We start from the raw sequence: 24,157 nt of genomic DNA on the forward strand, positions 1-24,157 counted from the left end.
CATACAACCTAACACCACACAGCGTCAAATCGCACCAAGCTCATGCACCACCACGACCAACCCTGGCCGCAACGACCCACATAAAACTACACACCCCACACCAAACACACAAATCCCCAGCACACAACGGGTAAATGCTAGTTACCTACGCGTTGTATTTCAGCTCCCAACCTTTGGAGGTTCTCTACAAACTGAGGGTAACCACGATCAATATGGTGCACGTCGCGAACCTCCGTCGTTCCCTCGGCACACAACGCAGCTAGGACAAGGCCAGCGCCAGCACGGATATCCGAAGACCACACAGTCGTTGAACTTAGTTGCTTTACTCCGCGCAGAACCACATGGTGGCCATCTACTGTGGCATCTGCACCCAGGCGCAGTAATTCGTCGACAAAACGGAAACGCGATTCGAAGATATTCTCGGTAATGACGCTCGTTCCATCAGCGACGGTAGATAAACCAATTGCCATGGGCTGAAGGTCGGTGGGGAACCCAGGAAAAGGGAGAGTCTGATAATCAACTGCGCTGGGTCGGCGGTTCATGGTCACTCTAAAGCCGTGTTCATAGGATTCGACCACAGCTCCCGCACCTTTCAACTTTTCCAAGGCAAGGTGAAGATTTTTGGGATCAATGCCTTCTACAGTGATATCGCCTTGAGTCATGGCTGCTGCGTACGCCCAGGTTCCTGCCACTATGCGGTCGCCAATAACGATATGGTCAGCAGGCTGCAGCCGCTCGACCCCAGTAATGGTGATGGTTGAGGTACCTTCTCCGGTAATATCCGCACCCATTTCACTTAACATGCGGCATAAGTCGACAATTTCGGGCTCGCGGGCAGCGTTATGCAATATCGTCGTGCCTTTGGCTAAGACGGCCGCAGTCAGGATATTTTCAGTCGCACCCACGGAGGGGAAATCCAGGCGGATATCAGCTCCGTGCAGACCACCAGCTTCGGCGACTACAGCACCGTGTTTGATAAAGGTTCGTGCGCCCATCTTTTCCAGCCCAGACTGATGCATATCCAGAGGTCGCGATCCAATGGCATCCCCTCCAGGTAGTGCCACTACGGCGCGACCACACCTGGCGGTGAGAGGACCCAGGACGCATACTGACGCGCGAAAATGTCGCACCGCGTCGAAGTCGGCCTCGGACGACAGTGTAGCGGGAGTAGTGATACTCACCGTGGAGCCGTCAATACTGAGGGTGCAGCCCAGCCCCTCGAGAACCTCGCCCATGAGGGGAACATCGAGGATTTCAGGGCAATTTCTAAGCACGGTGGTCCCCTCAGCGAGCAATGCTGCCGCCATAAGTTTGAGTACGCTGTTCTTCGCACCGCTGACGCTCACTGATCCACGGAGAGTTGCGCCACCTTTTACCAAAAATCGATCGCTCACAAGGCCTAAGCATACTTAATTTGCGGGTACTGTGGAGATATGGCTGTTCACTTGACAAAAATATATACCCGCACCGGCGATGACGGTACGACTGGTCTGTCAGACTTCTCGCGGGTACCAAAAAATGATCCGCGATTGGTGGCCTATGCCGAGTGCGACGAACTCAACGCACACCTAGGTCATGTGGTGGCGCTCGCCTCCCTCGACGAGAAGATTCTGGACATAGTCAGACGTATTCAGAATGAGCTTTTCGACGCTGGCGCTGATCTGGCTACACCTATAAAGGAGGATTTAGGCTACGAGCCTTTGCGAATAACGCCCGACTATATCAGCCGTTTAGAGGCTGATTGCGATCACTTCAACGAATTGCTTGCACCCTTAGATTCTTTTATTCTGCCGGGAGGAACTCAGCAGGCAGCACTTATGCATATCGCACGAACTGTATGCCGACGAGCTGAGCGCTCTGCATGGGAGGCGGTGGAGGCCTATCCTGACACCACATCCGTCATGCCCGCGAAATACCTCAATAGGCTCTCAGATTTGCTGTTCATCTTGTGCCGATTGGCCAATCCCGACGGCGACGTGAAGTGGGTCCCTGGCGGCAAGCGCGAGGGCGCATAACAAAAAATGCCACCCCAAATCCTTTTCGGGGTGGCTTCATTGTGTCTTGCTTTAAGGTAGAGCACCGATGCGCCGAGCCGCGTTGACGGCCTCATAGCGGGTGTGTGCACCGAGTTTGCGCATAACAGAACGCAGATAGCTCTTGACCGTTTCGGCACCAATACCCATTTCCTCAGCGGCCTCAACATTTGTATGCCCTAAGGCCACGCACGAGAGTACGTCTATTTCACGCGCAGACAGTTTCGTCGTTTGCTTCACTCGCACGGGAGCAACCATTTGATCGCATAATTCCTCTAATTCGGCCCGTAGAGTCTCATCGTCTAGACGGTTAGCGAGCATTCGTAATTTCGAATGGGTCGCACGGATTTGCTCCCACTCCGCACCATTCATCATGCGTCCCTTGGTAGCGCCTCCACGCAATCCCTCAGCGCGCCTTGAGGATGTATTAATAGCAAATTCTTGCTCGAGGCAGCGAGCTGTCATTGTCACCTCTTCGATGACCTTATCGCCCAGTCGCACCGGTGAATGCACACCGACATAGAGCACGCCGCGTACCTCACGGTTAACAATGACTGGTACTGCCACCACAGAATGCAGGCCTTCGTCGTAGATAAGGGCATCAAGCTCGTGGGAAATGACCGTCGCACGCGTGTAGTCCGAAACTCCAACCGGACGCTTTGTGGTCAAGACCCGACCGCCCACTCCAACACCAGGCTCAATGACGAGATTCTGAAGCGCAGGCGTTCGCAGACCAACCCACTGAGTGATTTGAAGTCGATTGTCCGGCGTAAGCGCCGCAAACATTGTAACGGGAATGCCAGTTGCAGTCTTCAGCGAGGCAAGTGCCGAACGAACGGCATCTTCATCGTCTTTCAGTCGCTGGGTATCCACTGCTAACCTCCGGTCTTTCTTGAGAGATAAGGAATTTTTCCTTAGCTGATCTATTAACCGTTCTCGAACGCCCAAGCGGTCGGGGGTAAAAACGAACCGCTCACTGTACCGCCGGGATCGGCCATAGATATGGACATCCAACCACCCCCGCAGCGCGCGGGTTAGAGCCGCTTTTCTTCGAAGACTGGAAAGAAGTCCAGCGAAATTATACCAATGTGGTGGGGGTGAGGTAAAGGCACCCGCATGTCCGAAATTTTCCGATGCGCGGAGAAAATTCACAAAATGGGGGTAGAGATTGCCGCCTAACTGTGTCCATTCGCCCCTTAATGGGTGCCTTTTTCTAAGTTTTCTTTAAGCCTAAATATCATTAGTTTTTGTCATATATTCGGCTGTATTACTTGACACTCACGAGCAAAATGGCTGAGAACTGAGAATTTAATCCAGATTTACCCACCCCCGCCCAGAACTCACTATGCCCTCTTTGCCGCGTCAATTCCCTTGATAACAGTCGGAAGGGAACGGGGGTAGATTTTGTTTAAGTTTCTCCTAAAAAACGGACATTTTTACTTTTATTTAACGATAGCAGTTCTGATTATTGAGATAATTTGCACATTCTCCCAATGAAAATAAATGCCTTAGCAGATTTCATAACTGTCTAAACTAAGCGTATTTATCGAATGCAATAACTACCGCCACAACCTTCTCCTGGCATGAATCAGCAATATCAGCGTTGACAATCGCGTTCAATGAATTAATCTCTACACTGGTAGCTGTCTAATTTACTAGATGATCGAAAGTATACGGTAGACACAGCGGTCTATTGATTTGCTATAGTGGAGCCCTATGAAGACGTCGTTCTTTTAAAAATTTAGATAACAGTACAACCGAAATTTAAGGACTAGCACGCAATGGCTAAAATTCTGAACTCAATTCTCGACACCATCGGTGACACACCACTTGTACGACTAAACCGATTGGATAAAGATCTGCCAGGTAACGTCCTCGTCAAGCTCGAATTTTTCGGGCCTGCACATTCTGTTAAGGATCGAATCGGCAAGGCTATTATCGACGCTGCGGAAAAAGACGGTGCCCTGAAGCCAGGGGGCACAATCGTTGAGGCAACGTCGGGTAATACTGGTATAGCACTCGCCATGGTTGGCGCGGCTCGCGGCTATAATGTCGTGCTCACAATGCCAGAAACAATGTCTAACGAACGCCGCGTTCTCCTTCGCGCCTACGGCGCCGAGATCATCCTCACTCCTGGTGCTGCTGGCATGCAAGGGGCGGTAGATAAGGCCAACGAAATCGTTAAGGAACGTGAGGGGACGATACTAGCCCGCCAGTTCGCCAACGCCGCCAACCCTGAGGTTCACCGCCGCACTACTGGCGAGGAGATTTGGCGCGACACCGATGGCAACGTCGATATTTTTGTGGCCGGCGTCGGTACTGGCGGTACCGTTACAGGCGCGGGCGAAACTCTGCGCAAGCATAAGCCGGACATTCAAATATACGCGGTCGAACCTGCTGCTTCGCCCCTGCTGTCTACTGGTAAAGCCGGCCCCCACAAAATTCAGGGATTGGGCGCCAACTTCATCCCGGAGATTCTCAATCAGAAAATCTACGATGACGTCCTAACAGTCAGCAATGAAGACGCTATCGCCGCCTCCCGCGAGCTCAGTGCTAAGGAAGGAATACTCGGCGGAATCTCCGCAGGCGCAAACGTGAAAGCCGCCCTCGAACTAGCCGCGCGCGAGGAAAATCGCGACAAGACCATTGTGACTATTATATGCGACTTCGGTGAGCGTTATGTCTCCACCGTCCTCTACGACGATATCCGCGACTAATAACGATCCGTCGCCCCCGCCCCACGGTCTACACGTGGGGCTTTTTATATCATCTTATCGCGGGCACTGCTAGGCTCTTATTTACTATGCTAATTACGCTCATATCCCGGGTTCGAGAGGATCTTCGCAATGCGCGCGAACATGATCCGGCAACCCGAGGCGATATCGAAAACGCCCTAGTTTATTCGGGACTCCACGCCATCTGGTCGCATCGGATTGCGCACTGGCTGTGGGTGCGAGACATCAAGGGTCCTGCTCGCGTCTTGGCGCAGCTAACCCGGTTCGCAACCGGGGTCGAGATTCATCCAGGAGCGACTATCGGCCGTCGATTTTTCATCGATCACGGCATGGGTGTCGTAATCGGTGAAACCACAGAAATCGGAGAGGGCGTCATGCTCTATCACGGCGTAACTCTCGGAGGGCAGGTACTCACTCAGACCAAACGCCATCCCACAATCGAAGATAATGTCACGATCGGCGCTGGGGCGAAGGTTCTCGGACCTATCACGATCGGAGAAGGTTCGGCGATTGGCGCCAACGCGGTGGTAACTAAGGACGTGCCAGCTAAGCATATTGCCGTGGGAATCCCAGCGGTAGCACGGGCTCGTCGCGATGAGGAGTGCATAAAACTCGTCGACCCAGACACTTATGTTAAAGGCGGCAATTTTGTGATTTAAAGGTGGTCGTTCAGCTCGTAGCCGAACGACCATTGTCACTAATTCACGTGATCAGCGTAGGTTTCCCGATTCTTGGAAACAAAATGGGCAACCGCAGAGCAGCTCGGCCTAATGGTGAAACCTTGGGCGATCGAATCATCCAGTGCACCCTTGATCAGCACCTGAGACAGACCGCGCCCTTGGAAGTCAGGGAAAATCTCCGTATGGTGGAAATTTCTCCGCTCGGCGATCTGCCGGTAATCAGCCAGACCGATGAGCGTCGTGCCCTCCATGAGGTGATACGAAGAATTCTGAGAGTCGTGAACAACGGTGAGGTTTGTATTATTAGTCATACGCCTATCCTAACCAAAATGATCCCCGAGCGCTTTTGCACTCGGGGATCTCATGGTGGCACGGACCAGGATCGAACTGGTGACCTTCCACTTTTCAGGCGGACGCTCTACCGACTGAGCTACCGCGCCACTCCTCATATTTCTATGAGAGCGACCCTGACGGGACTCGAACCCGCGACCTCCGCCGTGACAGGGCGGCGCGCTAACCAACTGCGCCACAGGGCCAAATATATGACGTTGCCCAAACAGCGTGGAGACTGTCTGTGCAACGTCTAAGTACTTTACAGGGGTCTTTGATAAGCAACAAATCAGCACTACACAACCCTTTTTTTCAGCAATACAGCCTTAACCATCCTGCGCTTCCTAGGCTAGCACCAAAGCAAGATCATGGTTTCGGAATTCCAGTGCTCCAGCTAATAAGGTTCTACGTTCCTTAATGCCAATAGCGGCTCGTCCATCGCTGGCATTGAACTTCAAGGGCTTATGAGACCTTCAATCTGAGGGCAACCGAGCACAAAAAAGAGAACACTCAATGAGTGTTCTCTTTTTTATCCTGCGACCCTGACGGGACTCGAACCCGCGACCTCCGCCGTGACAGGGCGGCGCGCTAACCAACTGCGCCACAGGGCCGTAGAGCAATCCTAGGTTGATAAAATATGCTCTGGTACTCCCAACGGGATTCGAACCCGTGTCGCCGCCGTGAAAGGGCGGTGTCCTAGGCCCCTAGACGATGGGAGCATAGCTAGAAACTGATTCGACATAAAGCCGATTCGCTGTTGCCAGCTCCAACAGCTTAAACGATATTGTTACGGCAGTGCAAACTCGCACGCCAGATAGCGTTTTATCGCGTTGCTTGCCTGGCGTTGATCTCACTCAAACTACCCCTGCCGACAAGAGCAACACAATGATCGCAGCCCAAACTGGGAAGCCCTACTACCACTCACCCACCTCTTCTCATAGCACTTAAATCGGAAGACTACGATTTTCACGCGCCACAAACCCTTCCTCTACAACCTGGATTGCTCCCTCCACATCGGCGGGTTCGGATAGCTCGTCGAGATACTTGTCTTGAGGTCTTGGATTCCATATCGTTACGTATGCGGCCACACGTGGATCTCGTTGGATCTCAGAGTAGCCCTTACAACTCCACATTAGTCGTGTCATACAATTCCCCCAGGATATAGGCGGAACCGCCCGATCCCCATCTCTCACTAGCGCAACTTTCCGTCACCATCCCGATTCCGCGTTGCGCGCAGTCAAACTTTTACCCCCCAAAATGCCTAATTAAGGCGACAAAGATTCTTCAAACTCTGCGCATCGACCTCTTAACGGTTAAGGTAACTGTCATGAGTAAACGAACTAAACTAGTGTCGCTGCTGGTCGGCACTAGCCTCGTGATGGCGAACATTCCTGTAGCCGCAGCTACGGGCCAAACATTTGAGGTAACCGCCCAAAGCACGGTAGCTGACATACAAGCCGCTATTGGCAACCCCGATTACGATCTTGTTAAGTTCGTTGAGGATGCCAACTTCACCCAGGGCATCGTAATTAACCGCGCGGTCGATCTTGAGGTCGAGGATGGAGTCACTCTGAACTTCAATCTCGCATCGGGTACAGGACTCACCTTCCAAAAAAGCTCTACTTTCACCAACAACGGCGTGGTCAACTTATCTTCAGGATCCGGCTACGGAATTCAAATCAAAAACTCGCCAGGAGACATCGTCACGTTTGTCGGGGACGGCAGGGACGACTCCAGTATTAATATCGGCCCTACATCCGGATATGGAGTCGATGGGCAATTTATGCAAGGCAGCCTGGTCATGCAAGGAACCACGTTAGACATTGCTCCAGGTTCCGCTGCAAGAGAGGGCGCCATGATATTCACCTCATTCAGCGGAAATTCTGTTCACTTCGAAGATTCCAATGTCACGCTGGCCCACACCAACCCAGATTCCGCTGAGCGAGCAGCCCTTCAAAGCACAGTTCCTGTCACTTTCAGGGATTCTGTGCTCGTTTCTGACACAGCGAAAGACTACAACCTTTCGGTGTATAATGGGTGCAGTTCGCCGACCGACTGCAACGTATCCCTAAATTTCGAGCGGTCCGATGTGGAGCTAACCACCCTTGAGAATGCTAAGTCCGCAGGATTTTGGATATTTTCGAAACCTTTCGTATCTATAAACACAGCTAATAGTACTGTCAACATCACAGATAGCTCAGTGAAGAGCACTTTGCTACCTAAGGGCAGACTCAAGCGCTCTTATCAAGACTTCCAATTTCAAGATGCACTCTATAACATCTCGAACAGCACTGTTATTGGTGGCTCTTTCGGCGAGGATGATAAAAAGTCAGGTAACTCATCCCTCAACATTTCAGGTGACTCATTGGTGAGTGTTCCAGGATTTTCCAGTGATGCTTCTGACAACGCCGGCAACATCAACAACGCTATAGACACCATCATCGACGGTGGAAATAATCGTTTACCTGCAGGCCTGAGAGCTAGAAATTCTAAAGGCCAGGAGCTCACAGAGTTCGTCTCAACAGGAAGCACGACCGACGGTTTAGGCATGAACTGCTCGGCTGACTCCTACTGGTATGAGGTCAGTACCGAGAATACTGATGGCAAGAAGCACGTCTGGGCCCCCAAAGTGACTGTAGAGTACTACGAGTCTGAAACGAGCCCGACCGTCCTAGCAACGAAAAATATGATTGCAGGGTCCATCGTTGAAGAAACTCTCAATTCTTCCGAAACTGACGAAAAAGCCGATGGCACACCGGTTCCCATCCCTGACACTGCTCCTACGGGCTTCGAGAACGAGTTCTACATCTTCGATCCGGTGACTCCAGAGCCAAGTACCTTCATCCAATCAGGCGACGATGCCACCGCAGTGTGCCAAAATACAAAAGTTGCTTTGCGAGTCAAGGCCCTCGACATCATACCTATCATGGATGTTGACACCGAAGACTTAACTGTAAATGTCGGCCACGTATTCGATCCAGCTGAGGGCCTCCTAAACGTCCCCGATGGAGCGACTGTCGAAGTTATCAGCGAAGCTGATACCAGCAAGCCCGACCAGGTAACCCGCACTGTAAAGGTGACGTTCAAAGACGGATCCTCCGTAGTGAAAGTAATCAACGTCACCGTCATTGGCGACGACCCAGTAGATCCTCCCACGGATCCGACCGGAAGCTCAACCGGAGAAATCGTGGGCCTCGTGATCGGAATTATCAGTGCGATCATTCTGCTTATCAATATTCCAGCGATCATCAATTTCTTCCAAAGTCTCTTCCAGGTGCCAGAACCCGCCCCGGCTCCTGAAAAGCCCATGAAGCCTGGTACGCCCAAGGGTAAAGGCATCCTAAAACCTGGTCTCGCAAAGTAGACACTATCCACTACTGAGTTCCTGGCTCGAACGAAACATAACTAAGTGCTCCTCTCCTTCTACGGAGTGGAGCACTTAGTTTTAGTTTTGATCTAGTGTTATTGGCGATCATGGATACCGTGACGCACCACTCGGGCTCCGCATATACTGATGATCTATGGCCCGTCGAAGGGATTCGCGCAACGTAACTGGAACTGTCCAAAAAATGCCGCAAGCGTGAAAATAAAATATCCAGCTACCATATGGTAGCTGGATATTTTGTGGGCCCTCCGGGGCTCGAACCCGGGACCTGCGGATTAAAAGTCCGTAGCTCTACCAGCTGAGCTAAAGGCCCAAAGCACTAGGCAACCCTAGCGACTCGAATATTATAACGCATCACTTCAATTAAAAGAAACCGCTGCTTAAGCTATAAGAACGCCCCTTCCCCACGCAATTGGGAAGGGGCGTTCTTATAGGAATTATTTGCGCATAGTGCCGGTTTCAATGAAACGCTCGTGGAAGGATAGAGCAGTCTTGAGATCATGCGGGGTTTGCATGGTCTTGCGCTCCTTAGCCACGCGTAGAGCACGCTCGTAGTATTCCTCGAGCAGCGGACGATAATCCGGGTGCGCAATGGCAATAACCTTGCGCGCCCGCTCGGTTGGGGCTAGACCTCTCAGATCAGCGTAGCCATATTCGGTGATGAGAACCTTCACATCTTGCTCGGTGTGGTCCACGTGCGAAACAAATGGCACGATTGCCGAAATAGCCCCACCCTTGGCATCCGATGGGGTGATAAAGGAGGAAATAAAGGCATTGCGGGTGAAGTCTGCGGATCCGCCAACACCGTTCATGATGCGAGATCCGGCCACGTTGGTGGAGTTAACATTGCCGTAGATATCGGCTTCGATTAAACCATTGGTGGCGATGAGGCCAAGACGGCGCACAACTTCAGGGTGGTTGGAAATCTGCTGCGGGCGCAGGATGAGGTTCTTCGCGTAGTTCGACGCTTGCTCATTCATCTTGTGCGCATATTCTGGCGACAGCGAGAAGGAAGTAGCGGAGGCGATCGTCATCTTGCCGGCGTCGATAAGATCGACCATGCCGTCCTGGATCACCTCGGTGTAGGCCTGAATATTTTCAAACTTGGAATCGAGCAGGCCTGCCATCACGGCATTCGGCACATTACCCACACCCGACTGCATGATATAGCCGTCATAGCTGAGTCGACCAGCCGCTACCTCGCCCTCGAGGAAGTCCAAAAAGTGGCCGGCAATCTGACGCGATTGATCATCGATGGGCTTGAACGGAGCATTGCGATCTGCGTGGTTAGTCTCTACAACCGCGACCACCTTATCGAGGTCGATATCGATATAGGTGGTACCAACGCGCTGACCAGCCTCGGTAATAGGGATAGGCTGGCGGTTCGGCAATTTGTTGATGCGGTAGATATCGGCCATACCCTCGAGTTCGAGGGACTGCCAGGAGTTCACCTCAATGATAATGCGGGCAGCATTATCGAGGTATTCAACATTATTACCCACCGACGAGGACGGGACGATATGTCCTTCCTCGGTGATGCGTACGGCTTCGACGATGGCCACATCCATGGGCCCAAAGAAGCCCTGCTCAACATACATTCCAGACTCGGAGAGATGATAGTCTGCATAAAGGGTAGTGCCGTCATTAATCTTGCTGCGCAAGATGGGATCGGACTGGTAAGGGGTGCGGAATCGCAGTGCATTGGCCTCGGCCAGAACACCGTCGCAATCGTCGGCGGTGGATGCGCCCGTGAAGAGATCAATCATGAATTCATCGCCGCGCTCGTGGGCTTCTTTCGCGCGACGGGCAATGGCACCAGGGAGAGCCTTAGGGTAGCCGGCACCAGTGAATCCGGAGATGCCCACGTGGTCGCCGTGGTTCACGAATTGTGCAGCCTCATCAGCTGTCATGACCTTGCTAGCCAACTTGGCATTAGCAATACGTTCGTTCATTACAATCCTCCTGTGTACCCCCATACCCATCATGAGCACGGGGGATAAAATAGGTGGCACCCCTTCACGCTAAATGCAACATTTTTCAATAAAGGTGACGCCAGTTACCCGTCCTACTTTACCCCTAAATGGAGAGCAATTCGCGAAACCCGCCCCCCAACCCCCAACGGTGGTTAAGCCTGAAGCGTTTATGACAAGATAGCTGCTGTGACTCTCTCAATCGGATCCATTACGCTCAATTCTCCCGTTATCCTCGCACCCATGGCGGGGGTAACCAATATAGCCTTTCGCACCCTATGCCGCGAACAGGAGCTAGCTCGCACTGGAACCGTAGCTGGGCTGTATATATGCGAGATGATCACCGCACGCGCACTCGTTGAGCGTAACGAAAAAACGCTCCATATGACCACCTTCGGACCCGATGAGAGCCCCCGCTCCATGCAGCTGTACACCACCGATCCACACGACACCTACCGTGCGGCACGAATGATCGCCGATGAAAACCTCGCCGACCATATTGATATGAATTTCGGCTGTCCGGTCCCCAAAGTGACCAGGCGCGGTGGTGGATCTGCCCTCCCCTATAAGCGGCGACTCTTTGGTAATATCGTCGCGGCTGCGGTTAAAGGAGTCGAAGGAACCGATATTCCCGTGACGGTGAAATTCCGGATCGGCATCGATGATGAGCACCACACCCATATCGACGCAGGACGCATTGCCTACTCTGAGGGCGCTCAAGCCGTGGCTTTACATGCCCGCACAGCAGCGGAACGCTATTCGGGCCATGCTCACTGGGATGAGATCGCCAGACTAAAAGAATCGCTTCCCGAAATTCCTGTCTTAGGTAACGGTGATATCTTTAAGGCTCATGACGCGCAGGCCATGATGGAGCAAACGGGCTGTGACGGCGTGGTGGTGGGCCGTGGCTGCCTCGGACGCCCCTGGCTCTTCGCCGAATTATCGGCCGCTTTAAATAATAAGCCCATCCCACTCAGCCCTACTCTCGGCGAGGTAACCGAGATCATTACCCGCCATGCAGAATTACTCATAGCCCACGACGGAGAAACAAAGGGGTGCCGTGACCTGCGCAAACATATGGGCTGGTATTTCCGAGGCTTTCCGGTGGGCGGCGAGGCTCGCGCAGAACTGTCGCGCATTAGTACGCTGGCGGAGTTGCATAGCGCTCTCGAACCCTTCGCGGATTCTCCTGCACGAGCCCTCGACTCGGAGGGGCCACGGGGGCGCCAGGGATCACCGGCGAAGGTGGTGCTCCCTGAAGGCTGGCTCGATGATCCCGAGGACGAATCAGTACCCGAGGGCGCAGATATTATGCACTCTGGCGGTTAAGTTAAGGCTTTAGTCCTCCCCTCGGTCTGGCGATAGACTACGTGACGTTCGATAATCTCAAAGCCCATTTCCCGGTAGCGCCGGACCGCGGGCTCATTATCACTTTCAACATAAAGGATCACTCGTTGGGCTCCCTGGGACACGAGGTGCTGCAGACCCGCTGCGACTAGTGGCCCACCGAGGCCACGCCCGCGCCCAGCGGTGGCGAGGCCTACCACATAAATTTCTCCCGGAGCACCCTCATCGAGGTTGCCGTGGCGCTTGAGCCAGTGGAAGCCGATGAGCTCGCTCCCCTTTTTGAGCAGCAATACGTCTTCGTACCGAAACCACGCCGCCGATCGCGCGGAATCGAGGCGGGTCTGATCCCATCCACCCTGTTCGGGGTGCCAGTCAAAGGCCTCATTATTAACGCGTAGGAATTCTAAGTCACCGAGGGGATCATTGGGCTGCATATGCTCAAAGCGAAGTCCGTGCTCAAGCTTAAAGGAAACCGCGCCAGCCAAATTTTCGCCATCGATTTCCATCACCAGCAGCTCTCTGGTTTTGTTCAAATTAAGTCGCGCTGCGATCTTCTGGGCGGGGGCTAGATCTCCATGAGCCCACATTTCGTGTATACCTCTAGCGATCTGTTGCCCCACACCTCGGTTGCGAAAGACAGGTGCGACGAAAAACTCGGCGACCCCCTCCTCATCGGTGATCACTAGCCCGGCGCGCTGATCGTCCACCCGAATTTCTTCCAAGTCACCGGGCGCTTTACCCTCAAGAATGCGCATATACCCCTCTGAGATGGGGGCAATATGATCGTGGGCATAGACTTCTTCAATGAGGTCTTTCAGCGCCGAGTGATCGGCTTCTGTATGGACACGGTGTACGAGGTTTTCGTTGTGGGTCATAGACCCTACCTTAATTGGTGTGGCGCGCTCTGTGTCATTCTGTCATGATGATGAGGTGCGTGCTCGTTATCTTTTCCTCATCAGCGTGGTAGCAGCTGTGCTTTTAGCATGGGCCGGTGACACAGCGTTGGCGGCACGGACTGAGCGGCGGCTAGCGGAACACCTTCCCGCCGGCACGGAGGTTTATGTTGGCGGCTTTCCCTTCGTGGGCAACTATGTCAGGGAAGATATCCCCGATATGTATATCGCTTTTAATGATATTAATTATCCGCCGTGGGGGTTGCTGCGCATTAGTCAGAATTTTCTTGGGGTTAACACCACCGTTGAGCGCCTAAATCAGGGTGAGCTTGCGGGAAGTATGGCCAAGCAAGTGCGTACTCGGATCAACGTGGATGCGGTGAGTATTGGAGCTGCGCTGGGTATTCCCGATGTGGAGCTCATGCATCCTTACGATATTTCGCCGAGAGGCGGAGACAGTGCCGAAGTGGTGTTACGTGGCACGCCTGAGCAGATCGGCCAGCGCTACGCGGTGCTGGCGCACATTCGTTTGGATAATGGAGTTTTTCAACTGATTCCGCATCACCTTATCGACGCCCCTCCTGGGGTGGATGCGGAGCTTCTCGCACCCTTTAGATGGTCTTTTGATACCCGGGAGTTACCTTTACCGCAGCAAGCGGATGCTGTCGCCTACTCTGGGGGCTCCCTCGTTTTTGAATGCACACAGCGAAGTGTACCCGTTGAGGTTGGGCCTTTATACCCGAATATCGAAAAAGCGCAGTACTAACCGCACCGCCGACTCGGGGCTAGCGGGAATTTTCTTCGGTGGAGAGTAGATATCGAGGGCGCTGGGGACGACGCCGAGGTGTACGTGATCGTATTCGCCCGCAAATTCGCCATCAACTTGAAAACTTTGCGGGGCATCGCAGTGAATATCTACGGAATCAACGTTGTCAGTGACAAAAATACGGCTGTTAATCCAGCGCTTTATTGCCCCTGGGAGCGCGATCCCGAGCATCCTCATCACAGCAAAGACACCGACTACTCCATCGAGGCTACGAGCTCCGAAAAGACCAATTCCTAGCGCGAAAGAGGTACGCGGATTGGTTACCACGGGGAGGGGGCCTAGATAAGTCCATGGGTGTGTATTGGACGCCATCACAAAGGGCAACCGTTCACTGTATATAGCCCCGTCCAAGGTGCTGGCTTTTAGTTTGATACTCGGAGGATAGCGGCGAGTGGTATTCCACACGTGGAAGGCGGCGCGTAGATAGCGCAGCGGGGTGGCGGCGAATCCGCTCCTGCGCACTCGCTCCATTTTCTCGATCACATCAGCGTCTAATCCGAAACCAGCGTTGACTACAAACCATTGATCGTTCCAGGTCCCTAGATTGAGTTTTTCACAGGCTACCGCGCGATCATGGGCGAGTAATTCGGCTAAGACCTCAGCAGCCTGGATCGATTCTGGTGGGAATCCCAGGGCGCGGACGAAGACGTTGGCAGAACCAGTGGGGATCATTGCGACAGCTGGTAGCTGCTCTGGAGGGCGTTGACTACCAACTGGGCCTAAGAGGCCGTTGACTAATTCGTTGACAGTCCCGTCGCCGCCGACGCCAATGACGACGTCGGCATCCTCCCGCGTGAGGCCGGAGCAAATATCTCGGGCATGTCCTGGGTGGTGAGTGAAACGCGCCTTAAGCTGGAGTCCTGGAACCGCGAGTAACTTAGGAATAATATGGCGAAATATTTCCGAGTTTTGAGTCGTGGAATTAGGGTTGACAATGATCAGCGCCTTCATGACCACCACAATAGTCTTCAGCACCCGATTTGGTAGGCTAATGCCTTATGAATAACCCAGATCAATCTGCATCTATGTCTCTGTCTGGATCCGAGGCGGTCGATCGCGCCGCCGAGCAGTGGAAAGATTGCGCCCACCGCAATATTCCAGGACTTGGGGATCTTCCTATCCCAGACGATACCGCCAACCTCCGCGAAGGCCCCAGCCTTAACGATGGATTGCTCGCACTGCTGCCACTGGTCGGGGTATGGCGTGGCACTGGGAAGGGCATCGACGAGACTGGAACTCATTTTGAATTCGGCCAGCAGCTCGTCTTCTCCCATGATGGCGAGAATTATCTCGGGGTTGAATCTAAGATGTGGAAAACCGATGACATGGGCGAATCTTTGGGGATTTTCGCTCGTGAATCTGGATTTTGGCGCATTAATCTTCAAGACGAAATTGAAGTAATTCTCACTCATAGTCTCGGCGCCGTGGAGATATTCTATGGTGAGCCCCTCAATGAGCGAGCCTGGCAGATCGAATCCGCTTCCACGATGGTAACCGCCACGGGGCCGGGAAAAATGGGGCCTGGAAAACGCCTCTATGGACTTATGCCCAATAACAATCTGGGTTGGGTAGATGAGCGCCATGTCAATGGTGAGCTCACCCCTCGTATGTCCGCGGAACTAGCCCGCGTCATCGGCTAACGCCGCGTGGCCTTCTCGATGAGTTTGCGCACCTCGGCCTCGTTGTCGGGGGCTACAAGCTCATCACCGTTGAGCGAGCGAATGCGCGCTCCGCGGCGGACTGAACTGATGAGCCACACGCTATCAGCCTTATAGAGATCGTCGAGGGTGATCTCGCGCTCCCCGCAGCGCCACCCTTTTTCTGTCGCGTATTCAAAAAGCGCCTGTTGGGTAGTGCCAGGCAGAACATTGGGGTTAGAGCTTGGGGTGCGAATCTTATTTCCGCGCACTGTTATTAGATTGCTCGTGGCACCCTCCAGCACGATATCCCCATCTGTATACAGCACATCGTCGTAGCCATGAGCCCTAGCCCACCGTAGCGCCGCCATAGTTGCGGCATAACTGAGTGTTTTTGCTCCACCGGCTAGCCACGGGGCATTCTCAGGATTGGTGATCACAAAACCTCGCGGAGTGGTCAGCACTGCCACACCCTGCTCGCGCTGCATAATGACCTGCTCAGAAACTGGGTTGACGGTCAGCCATGCACTCGGGATCCCCGTGCTCGCGCGCCCCCGGCTGAGGGTCCAAGTAATAGTGCCTTCGACCTCCGTGCCCCATAATTCGGCGGCCTCTTCGGTTGCTCGACGCCAATCTTTTTCAATCGGATGGGGCAAGTCAAGGAGTTCTGCCGAGCGGGTGAAGCGGCTAAAATGCCGATCGAAATTGCGCGGTTTTCCTTTACGCAGCAGCACTGTTTCAAAGATGCCATCGCCGCGGGTGACGGCGGCATCATCGGCGTAAATAAAGGGGAGATTGATATTATGGTTGCGGATCGAACCTCCGAAGGGTTCGATCGCGAGCATCAATGGAGCGGGAATTGTTGCCATGAATGTCACTTTAATCGCTACCATGGGTTTATATGAGTCTTTCTTCCCCTCTACTTTCCCTCCCTGGCGCCCAAGAGTTGCCCGATGCCCATCCAAGCTGGGCGCACGTTGCCTGGCATTACGGAGATCCGCTGTCTGAGCAGCGCTATTTGGAATCTCAAGCCTTCGTCGATCGCTGGCAGCGCGGGGTCGTAGAAGTTGCGGGGCCTGATGCGAATGAATTTCTCAATAATTTATTATCCCAAGAATTTCTCAACCCCACCCCCGATACCTACCTTAGTGCGCTCGATCTTTCCGCCCAGGGCCGCATTATCAACCAGATGGATGTGCTCTATCACGGGGGTGTTTTCTACCTCGATTCCGCGCTCGCCGAACAGCTCTACGACTATTTACACTCCATGATCTTTTGGTCTCAGGTAGAGGTCACCATGAGTGACAAGAAAGTACTTTCCGTCTTCGGCGGTTATGCTGGCGCGCATCCGCACCGCCAAGGACCATTCGGGCGCACCGATGTGCTTATCGACTCCGCCCTTTACCGCGACGTGGTCGACGAGGAGCTGCGTGGCCGGGGCTACCAGCCTGTTGGACTCATGGCCTATGAGGCGTGGCGGGTGCGCCACGTCATGCCCGACGTCGCCCAGGACCTCGATGCAACATCCATTCCCCATGAGTCTCCTCACCTCATTGAATATGCCGTTCACCTCAACAAAGGCTGCTATCGAGGGCAGGAAACTGTCGCTCGGGTGGAGAATCTAGGCCGAAGCCCTCGAGTCATTGTCATGGTTCACCTCGATGGTTCGGCACCCGAGCTACCCGCCCCAGGTATGGATATTGCAGGCAGCAGGCGCACGGTGGGCCGAATCGGTACTGTTGTGCACGATTGCGACTATGGTCCCATTGCTTTAGCTGCGATCAAGCGTTCGGCTTTAGATGGTCCCCTCAAGGCTGGCGAGTGCGCATTGTCAGTTGATCCAGATAGCATTCCGCCAGAAAATAACGACCAGGCGGGCAGGCGCGCAATCGAGCGCTTACGCAACCCTTTTTAAGCAGGTCGGGGGCTTAGCGGGACAAAGCGCGATAAAAAGGCTATTCTATGTGAATAGGACACACGTTTTTTTAAAGCCAATGGAGCTCTCCCCACCCCGGGGATTCTTGCTCCGCTTATACCAAGGGGGTCATGCCATGGGTCGCGGTCGCGCGAAGGCAAAGCAGACCAAGGTTGCACGTCAGTTAAAATACAGCACTCCAGAAATGGATCTGGATTCTCTCCAGCGGGAGCTGGCGCGAAAGCGGGAAGAGCGCAGAAATAACGGGGACTACTCCGATTATCCTGATGATCCCGAGTGGACCGAGAGATAGACTAAAAAACCCTCAGCGCTCCCTTTATGCTAGAAAGGGAGCGCTGAGGGTTTTTTAGTGCTCGCCACTTAAGATAACGTAGCGATCATCATCGGCAGGACGGATCTGTCCGAGCACCCATGCATCGATGTGACGGGCTGCGAGAATTGCGAGAGCGCGGTCAAGATCTTCTGGCGCCACCACGGCCACCATTCCTACGCCCATATTGAAGGTTTTCTCCATCTCAGCGACCGACACCTTACCCACTCGTTGGATGAGGCGGAAGATGGGGCCAGGAGTCCAGGTGGCGCGACTTAATTCAGCGACGAGGCCGTGCGGGATGACCCTCTCGAGGTTCGCTGCGAGGCCCCCTCCAGTGACATGGCAGAAGGTGCGGATCTCACATTCGTCAATAAGCGCGAGGCAGTCTTTGGCATAAATACGGGTGGGCTCTAATAGCTCCTCGCCTAAGGTGCGATCGAGTTCCTCAACGAAACCGTCAAGCGGTAGCCCGGCTTTATCGAGCAAGACGTGACGCGCGAGCGAGTAGCCATTGGAATGCAGCCCCGAGGCTGCCATTGCTATCACCTGATCGCCGGCGCGCACGCGATCTGGCCCCAACAGATCGCGGGCTTCAACGACCCCAACTGCGGTCGCCGAGACATCATATTCCCCAGGTTCCATCAACCCGGGATGCTCGGCGGTTTCACCACCTAGAAGAGCACAACCAGCCTGCACGCAGCCCTCCGCGATCCCCTCAACAATTTGGGCTACATGCTCCGGCACTACTTGGCCAACGGCGATATAGTCTTGTAAAAAGAGCGGCTCTGCTCCACAGACGACGAGGTCATCGACGCACATAGCCACAAGATCAATACCGATCGTATTGTGGATATCGAGAGCTTGAGCAATAGCTACCTTGGTTCCTACTCCATCTGAGCCGGCCGCTAAGATAGGCTCCTCATATTTTCCTAAGGCAAAAAGCCCCGCAAAACCGCCAAGGCCGCCGCGCACTTCGGGGCGCGTGGCCCGCTTGGCCAGCGGGGCGAAAAGCTCAACGGCTTGATCTCCTGCCTCGATGCTGACTCCCGCTGCTGCGTAGGACATATTATCGTCGCTCATTATTCTCCTCTATCTTCGGTGCCACCACACGAACCCCGTTTAATGGCAGATACTAATTCAGCATTAATATTTCCCTTGGGCAAACCCAAAGAATAGTTCCCATCGAAACAGGCTATACATAGATCCTGCGACGGCTGATGCGTCGCCGCCACCATCCCCTCCTGGGAAACAAAACCCAGAGAATCTGCCCCTATAGCCTGACAGACGCTAGTGACCATTTCGTCAACACCGGATACCACATTGGCGATTAATTCCCCGGGGCTCGCGAAGTCAATGCCATAGAAACAGGGCCATTTCACCGGCGGTGACGCGATACGCACATGCACCTCGCTCGCGCCTGCCTCGCGGAGCATGCGAATGAGGGCACGCTGGGTATTCCCGCGCACGATTGAATCATCCACCACGATTAGTCGCTTGCCTTCGAGAACCTCACGGAGAGGGTTCAATTTGAGTCGAATTCCTAGCTGGCGCAGAGTTTGGGAGGGCTGAATGAACGTTCGGCCCACATAGGCGTTTTTAACGAGGCCCTGACCAAAGGGGATGCCAGAGGCTTGGGCATAACCCACGGCAGCTGGTACCCCCGATTCTGGAACAGGAATCACTAGATCCCCATCAGCGGGCCATTCTTTAGCCAGTCTTCGCCCGATCTCAAGGCGTGCGGCATTCACGGAGCGGCCATTGATCACTGAGTCAGGGCGAGCTAGGTACACGTACTCAAAGACACAGGACTTTCTCTCCCCCTGGGCAAAGCGCTCGGAGTGAATTCCACTGGCGTCAATGGCTAGCAGTTCTCCGGGCTCGATATCGCGAACAAACGACGCACCCACGATATCGAGCGCACACGTTTCAGAGGCCACGACCCAACCGGCATCCAACCGCCCTAAACACAGCGGCCTAACCCCCTGCGGATCGCGGGCGGCATAGAGCGTTGTGCCATCGGTGAAGGTTAAACAAAAAGCACCCTTGAGCCTAGGCAAAAGGGTGCGTGCAGATTCCAGAAGGCTGGTGCGCTGGGAAATACTATGCGCTAATAAACCCGTGATGACATCGGAGTCGGAGGGTTGCGTCGCCTTATCAACCAACCTCATCGCGTGGGCTTGATCGAGCAGGTCTAGGTAGTTGACGATATTGCCGTTGTGCGCCAGTGCGATATCGGTGCCATCGGGGGCAACCCGAAACATGGGCTGAGAATTTGCCCACGTCACCCCGCCTGCGGTGGAATAACGGGTATGCCCGATGGCCACATCACCGTGGAGGGACTCTAAGGTTTGTTCATCGAAAATCTGCGAGACGAGTCCGAGATCTTTGAATACTACTACTTGTTGGCCATCGCCGACCGCAATGCCCGCGGCTTCTTGGCCGCGATGTTGTAGGGCAAAAAGCCCGAAATACGTGAGTTTTGATACTTCTTCGCCTGGGGCCCAGACTCCGAATACCCCACACTCTTCGCGAGGTGCGGATTCTGATAAATCATCATAAGCGCTCATAGGCGTCTTTTTATCTGCCACTTAGACAATGGTAGCCGATGCAGACGCCTTGCACGGTCACCTAGCAGAAACTTTCACAATGGGTAGGTACCCACTGATTTCTTGTGCCCGTGTGCCTGAGGCGGAAATCCTCGGATTATCTGCGAATTCTTCTAAACCGCACGCCAATCTTAACCACGTCTTGGGGTCCATTTCTACAATATTTGGTGGTGTGCCACGGGTATGGGCAGGGCCTGGGATGCACTGGATAGCAGCAAAGGGCGGCACCCTCACTTCCACCGATGCCCCGGGGGCGATGGTCTCAAGCGTATACAGTGTGGCACGGCAGGCTGCTGCTAGCGCGGCTCGTGGCGGCTGTTGGTCAGTGGCTTCGATAATCCACGAGTAAATAGCCATGACGGCCTCACGAGGAGGTGGGAGTTTTCTTGCCATCTCTAGGCCACCAAGATCCACACGGCAATCAGGTGCAAGGTAGCGGCGATTACGGTTGCAAGATGAAAATGCTCGTGATAGCCGAAAAGTTTTGCCTTCCTACCGGGCCACTTAAGCGCATAGAAGAGCGCACCTAAGGTATATACCACTCCCCCTGCGGCGAGGAGCCATATGACCGTGGGGCCGGCAAAATCTAAAATCGCCGGAATGATTGGGACAGCCGCCCAGCCTAGTCCGAGATACACTACCACGTCGAATACCTTGTAGTGCGGAATAAAAGTCAGCAGCACACTGATGAGCGCCGCTGCCCAAATTCCATAAAGCATCCAGTGCCCGGGCAGCGTAATGACGACAACGGGGGTATAGGTCGCGGCGATAAATAAGGCGATCGTTGCATGATCGGCGGTCTGCCAGTAACTCACCGCCCGAGCGCTGCGCCACGGACCTCGATGGTATGCGGCCGAAATTCCGAATAAAGCGACGACCCCAACCGAATAAATTGTGACGGCTAGGCCAATCGGCCATGGGTGGTTGATCCATGTATAAGTGGTGAGAACGGTAACAGCAATACTGAAGGCATACGCGGCATAAAAATGATAGAGGCCACGCGCGGCGGGACGATCCCCGCGGTCTAATCGCCATGTAGTGATGGGCACCAGATTATCGGCCGACATGAGTCCTGCTTTCTTCTTTTAAACTACCTCCTTCGATTAAAGCCGCCACCACGGCATAAAAACAAGGCACCGGCAGAAAAAACCGGTGCCTTATCTTTAATTAGGCTACAACCGAGTTAGCCCCAACTGCGTGGCCGAAAAGCCGTGGCAGTGTGTCAGACCACGCCTCTTTAAGCTCAGCAACAGGGATGGAGAATTCCACATCATGCTGGCGAATATTAAGAGAACCGCACCCGCAAGTATGACCAATCTTCACGCAAGGAATGCCTAATTCACTCGCCCGCTGTTCCACGTCCTCACCCCGCGAGGTAGCGACCACTACGCGCGACGCCGATTCCGAGAATAGCGCCGTGAATAGATCCAACTCCACAGCACTTAAATCAATATTAAGACACTTTGGGGAGTGAATGGCTAGTTCGGCGAGGCTGGTGCCCAATCCGCCTTCCGAAAGATCATGCGCGGCAGTAACAAGGGAAGTATCGGCGAAGAACTCTACCAATTTTTCCTCATTTCGCAGATCAATATGAGGGGGAAGTCCATTAAGGCCCGCACCTGAAAGCTGCTGCCATATCGAGCCACCGAATTCATCGAAAGTTTCCCCCAACAGATAGATCTCTTCCACCTGATCAGTAGGGCCTAAACGATTGGGGATAGAGTGCTCGACATTGTCAATCACTCCTAAAACACCCACGACGGGGGTAGGCAGGATGGCTTCCGAGCCGGTTTGGTTATAGAAGGAGACGTTGCCGCCGGAAACGGGAACTCCCAGCTCCTGAGCACCATCGGCTAGGCCATGCACTGCCTCTCGGAATTGCCACATAACTTCGGGATCCTCGGGCGAACCGAAATTTAGGCAGTTTGTGACTGCTACCGGTCGAGCACCAGTAACTGCGACGTTGCGATACGCTTCAGCGAGAGCAAGGCGAGCACCTGTATTCGGGTCAAGCTTGGTATAACGCCCAGAGGCGTCAGTAGAGATAGCCACACCGCGCTTTGTTGCTTCGTCAATACGCAGCACTCCAGCATTGGCGTGCTGGGCCTGCACGGTATTGCCGCGCACATAGCGATCGTACTGTTCAGTGATAAAAGCTCTCGAACACAAAGCCGGCGAGGCGATCATATCCAGCAAAACCTGGCGCATCTCGGCAGCCTCGCTCGGCTTTTTCACCCCGGTGAAGCGCTGGATATCGTCCTGGTCGGCGGGGCGGGAGAAGGGCCGCTCATAGACCGGGCCTTCGTGGGCGATCGTATGAGCTGGTGCGTCCACCACCACCTCGCCGCGATGACGGATGATGAGGTGTTCGCCATCTGTCACCTCACCGATCTCGGCACAGGTGACATCCCAGTGAGCACAGATCTCGCGGAAGCGCTCCACATCCTCGGGACGCACCACGGCACACATACGCTCCTGAGACTCCGAGCACAGAATCTCGGCGGCAAGCATATTGGCCGCCCGTAGCGGCACTGCATCGAGGTTGATCTCCATTCCACCATCTCCGGCGGCCGCTAGCTCTGAGGTCGCGCAGGACAACCCCGCACCGCCAAGATCCTGGATGCCCACAACCACACCTGCCCGGTATAGGTCGAGGCAGCATTCGATCAGCACCTTCTCTGCGAAGGGGTCCCCCACCTGAACGGCCGGCAATTTCCGCTCAGCCCCCTCCTCAAAGGTATCGGAGGCTAAAACTGAGACACCTCCAATGCCGTCGAGCCCGGTGCGCGAGCCAAAGAGCATCACTTTATTGCCTAAGCCCGAGGCGAAGGCAAGTTTTAATTCATCTACCTTGAGAGTACCCACGCACAGGGCATTGACTAAAGGATTGCCAGCATAGGATTCATCGAAGACGGTTTCTCCACCAATATTGGGTAAACCCAAACAGTTGCCATAATGGGAAATACCGTCCACTACACCTGGTAGCACCCGCGAGGTATCAGGGGCATCGGCGGGGCCGAAGCGAAGCTGATCCATCACTGCAATGGGGCGCGCTCCCATGGCCATAATATCGCGGACGATACCTCCAACCCCCGTCGCTGCACCCTGATGCGGCTCCACATAGGAGGGGTGATTATGAGATTCGACGCGGAAAGTCACGGCGTTACCATCACCGATATCAACCACACCGGCGTTCTCCCCGATGCCGGCGAGAATCTTCTCGCTCATTTGTTTCGTGGTGGTTTCCCCGAAGTAGCGCAGGTGCACCTTTGATGATTTATACGAGCAGTGCTCCGACCACATCACCGAATACATTGCTAATTCGGCATCGGTGGGGCGCCGCCCCAGAATCTCTTTGATTCGGGCGTACTCATCATCTTTGAGACCCAGCGAGGCGTAGGGCTGCTCGAGATCTGGGGTGGAAAGGGCATGGTCCACGGTGTCATTAAAAGTAGTCATGAAATTC

21 protein-coding genes and 5 tRNA genes are annotated in these 24,157 nt (G+C 54.1%); 9 read left to right on the forward strand and 17 right to left on the reverse strand.

Translation table 11 applies throughout. The annotated features are described in order from the left end of the window. Nucleotides 1-137 precede the first annotated feature (137 nt). Entirely contained in the window at nt 138-1,394 is a 1,257-nt protein-coding gene (gene murA / locus N7326_RS05750; protein ID WP_259289477.1) for a UDP-N-acetylglucosamine 1-carboxyvinyltransferase, read from the reverse strand. Between the two features lie 39 nt (nt 1,395-1,433). Here murA and N7326_RS05755 point away from each other — a divergent pair, with 39 nt between their 5' ends. Next, complete coding sequence (locus tag N7326_RS05755; RefSeq protein WP_259158377.1) at nt 1,434-2,015, forward strand: cob(I)yrinic acid a,c-diamide adenosyltransferase; 582 nt, start codon at nt 1,434-1,436, stop codon at nt 2,013-2,015. 51 nt (nt 2,016-2,066) lie between these two features. On the opposite strand, the gene ramA is transcribed toward N7326_RS05755, so the two are convergent. Continuing rightward, nucleotides 2,067-2,906, reverse strand: coding sequence for an acetate metabolism transcriptional regulator RamA (ramA, locus tag N7326_RS05760; protein WP_259078983.1), 840 nt, complete (start codon nt 2,904-2,906; stop codon nt 2,067-2,069). 908 nt (nt 2,907-3,814) lie between these two features. On the opposite strand from ramA, the gene cysK reads away from it, so the two are divergent. Continuing rightward, the gene (gene cysK / locus N7326_RS05765) at nt 3,815-4,750 is read left to right on the forward strand and encodes a cysteine synthase A (RefSeq protein ID WP_259158378.1); all 936 of its coding nucleotides are present in this window, start codon (nt 3,815-3,817) and stop codon (nt 4,748-4,750) included. 86 nt (nt 4,751-4,836) lie between these two features. After that, nucleotides 4,837-5,427: a serine O-acetyltransferase EpsC gene (gene epsC / locus N7326_RS05770; RefSeq protein ID WP_259078972.1), complete on the forward strand. Its 591-nt coding sequence runs from the start codon at nt 4,837-4,839 to the stop codon at nt 5,425-5,427. A gap of 38 nt (nt 5,428-5,465) precedes the next feature. On the opposite strand, the gene N7326_RS05775 is transcribed toward epsC, so the two are convergent. From N7326_RS05775 to N7326_RS05795, 5 genes are all read right to left on the reverse strand, one after another. Further along, nucleotides 5,466-5,759 carry a GNAT family N-acetyltransferase gene (locus tag N7326_RS05775; RefSeq protein ID WP_259078971.1) on the reverse strand — a complete coding sequence of 98 codons (294 nt, stop codon included), beginning with the start codon at nt 5,757-5,759 and terminating at the stop codon, nt 5,466-5,468. A gap of 53 nt (nt 5,760-5,812) precedes the next feature. Further along, nucleotides 5,813-5,888, reverse strand: a tRNA-Phe gene (locus N7326_RS05780). A 22-nt stretch (nt 5,889-5,910) separates the two neighbouring features. Then, nucleotides 5,911-5,984, reverse strand: a tRNA-Asp gene (locus tag N7326_RS05785). Nucleotides 5,985-6,315: 331 nt separating this feature from the next. Beyond that, nucleotides 6,316-6,389: transfer RNA gene (locus N7326_RS05790), tRNA-Asp, on the reverse strand. 32 nt (nt 6,390-6,421) lie between these two features. Continuing rightward, nucleotides 6,422-6,497: transfer RNA gene (locus N7326_RS05795), tRNA-Glu, on the reverse strand. A 608-nt stretch (nt 6,498-7,105) separates the two neighbouring features. Between N7326_RS05795 and N7326_RS05800 the strand changes: the two genes are divergently transcribed. After that, nucleotides 7,106-9,142, forward strand: a complete 2,037-nt coding sequence (locus tag N7326_RS05800; RefSeq protein WP_259158381.1) for a Rib/alpha-like domain-containing protein — start codon at nt 7,106-7,108, stop codon at nt 9,140-9,142. Between the two features lie 261 nt (nt 9,143-9,403). On the opposite strand, the gene N7326_RS05805 is transcribed toward N7326_RS05800, so the two are convergent. Both N7326_RS05805 and N7326_RS05810 read right to left on the reverse strand, forming a co-directional pair. Then, a tRNA-Lys gene (locus N7326_RS05805) sits at nt 9,404-9,476 on the reverse strand. 124 nt (nt 9,477-9,600) lie between these two features. Further along, nucleotides 9,601-11,115, reverse strand: coding sequence for an acetyl-CoA hydrolase/transferase family protein (locus tag N7326_RS05810; protein WP_259158382.1), 1,515 nt, complete (start codon nt 11,113-11,115; stop codon nt 9,601-9,603). Nucleotides 11,116-11,322: 207 nt separating this feature from the next. Here N7326_RS05810 and dusB point away from each other — a divergent pair, with 207 nt between their 5' ends. Then, complete coding sequence (gene dusB / locus N7326_RS05815) at nt 11,323-12,462, forward strand: tRNA dihydrouridine synthase DusB (RefSeq protein WP_263088307.1); 1,140 nt, start codon at nt 11,323-11,325, stop codon at nt 12,460-12,462. On the opposite strand, the gene mshD is transcribed toward dusB, so the two are convergent. Further along, nucleotides 12,459-13,355 carry a mycothiol synthase gene (mshD, locus tag N7326_RS05820; protein ID WP_263088308.1) on the reverse strand — a complete coding sequence of 299 codons (897 nt, stop codon included), beginning with the start codon at nt 13,353-13,355 and terminating at the stop codon, nt 12,459-12,461. The genes dusB and mshD overlap by 4 nt on opposite strands. A gap of 19 nt (nt 13,356-13,374) precedes the next feature. Here mshD and N7326_RS05825 point away from each other — a divergent pair, with 19 nt between their 5' ends. Further along, nucleotides 13,375-14,139, forward strand: coding sequence for a DUF2993 domain-containing protein (locus tag N7326_RS05825; protein ID WP_263088309.1), 765 nt, complete (start codon nt 13,375-13,377; stop codon nt 14,137-14,139). Here the strand turns inward: N7326_RS05825 and N7326_RS05830 are convergent. Then, nucleotides 14,107-15,150, reverse strand: coding sequence for a diacylglycerol/lipid kinase family protein (locus tag N7326_RS05830; RefSeq protein ID WP_259158507.1), 1,044 nt, complete (start codon nt 15,148-15,150; stop codon nt 14,107-14,109). The two genes, N7326_RS05825 and N7326_RS05830, sit on opposite strands and share 33 nt — an antisense overlap. 47 nt (nt 15,151-15,197) lie before the next feature. Between N7326_RS05830 and N7326_RS05835 the strand changes: the two genes are divergently transcribed. Further along, nucleotides 15,198-15,839: an FABP family protein gene (locus N7326_RS05835; protein WP_259158389.1), complete on the forward strand. Its 642-nt coding sequence runs from the start codon at nt 15,198-15,200 to the stop codon at nt 15,837-15,839. On the opposite strand, the gene N7326_RS05840 is transcribed toward N7326_RS05835, so the two are convergent. After that, entirely contained in the window at nt 15,836-16,705 is an 870-nt protein-coding gene (locus N7326_RS05840; RefSeq protein ID WP_263088310.1) for an aminodeoxychorismate lyase, read from the reverse strand. The genes N7326_RS05835 and N7326_RS05840 overlap by 4 nt on opposite strands. Before the next feature lie 32 nt (nt 16,706-16,737). Here N7326_RS05840 and ygfZ point away from each other — a divergent pair, with 32 nt between their 5' ends. After that, entirely contained in the window at nt 16,738-17,751 is a 1,014-nt protein-coding gene (gene ygfZ, locus N7326_RS05845; protein ID WP_259078960.1) for a CAF17-like 4Fe-4S cluster assembly/insertion protein YgfZ, read from the forward strand. Between the two features lie 136 nt (nt 17,752-17,887). After that, nucleotides 17,888-18,064 (forward strand): DUF3073 domain-containing protein, encoded by a 177-nt coding sequence (locus N7326_RS05850; RefSeq protein ID WP_259078958.1) that lies wholly within the window; start codon nt 17,888-17,890, stop codon nt 18,062-18,064. A gap of 54 nt (nt 18,065-18,118) precedes the next feature. On the opposite strand, the gene purM is transcribed toward N7326_RS05850, so the two are convergent. From purM to purL, 5 genes are all read right to left on the reverse strand, one after another. Then, on the reverse strand, nt 18,119-19,165 hold the full coding sequence (purM, locus tag N7326_RS05855) for a phosphoribosylformylglycinamidine cyclo-ligase (protein ID WP_259078956.1): 1,047 nt from the start codon (nt 19,163-19,165) through the stop codon (nt 18,119-18,121). After that, entirely contained in the window at nt 19,165-20,652 is a 1,488-nt protein-coding gene (gene purF, locus N7326_RS05860) for an amidophosphoribosyltransferase (protein ID WP_259078954.1), read from the reverse strand. Before purF ends, purM begins: the two co-directional genes overlap by 1 nt. 57 nt (nt 20,653-20,709) lie before the next feature. Next, nucleotides 20,710-21,084, reverse strand: a complete 375-nt coding sequence (locus tag N7326_RS05865; RefSeq protein WP_259078952.1) for a sterol carrier family protein — start codon at nt 21,082-21,084, stop codon at nt 20,710-20,712. Nucleotides 21,085-21,086: 2 nt separating this feature from the next. After that, nucleotides 21,087-21,758, reverse strand: coding sequence for a PAQR family membrane homeostasis protein TrhA (trhA, locus tag N7326_RS05870; RefSeq protein ID WP_259078946.1), 672 nt, complete (start codon nt 21,756-21,758; stop codon nt 21,087-21,089). 100 nt (nt 21,759-21,858) lie between these two features. Next, entirely contained in the window at nt 21,859-24,150 is a 2,292-nt protein-coding gene (gene purL / locus N7326_RS05875; protein WP_263088311.1) for a phosphoribosylformylglycinamidine synthase subunit PurL, read from the reverse strand. Between the last annotated feature and the right edge of the window lie 7 nt (nt 24,151-24,157).

It is taken from the genome of Corynebacterium sp. ES2794-CONJ1 (assembly GCF_025660615.1).
GTDB lineage: Bacteria > Actinomycetota > Actinomycetes > Mycobacteriales > Mycobacteriaceae > Corynebacterium.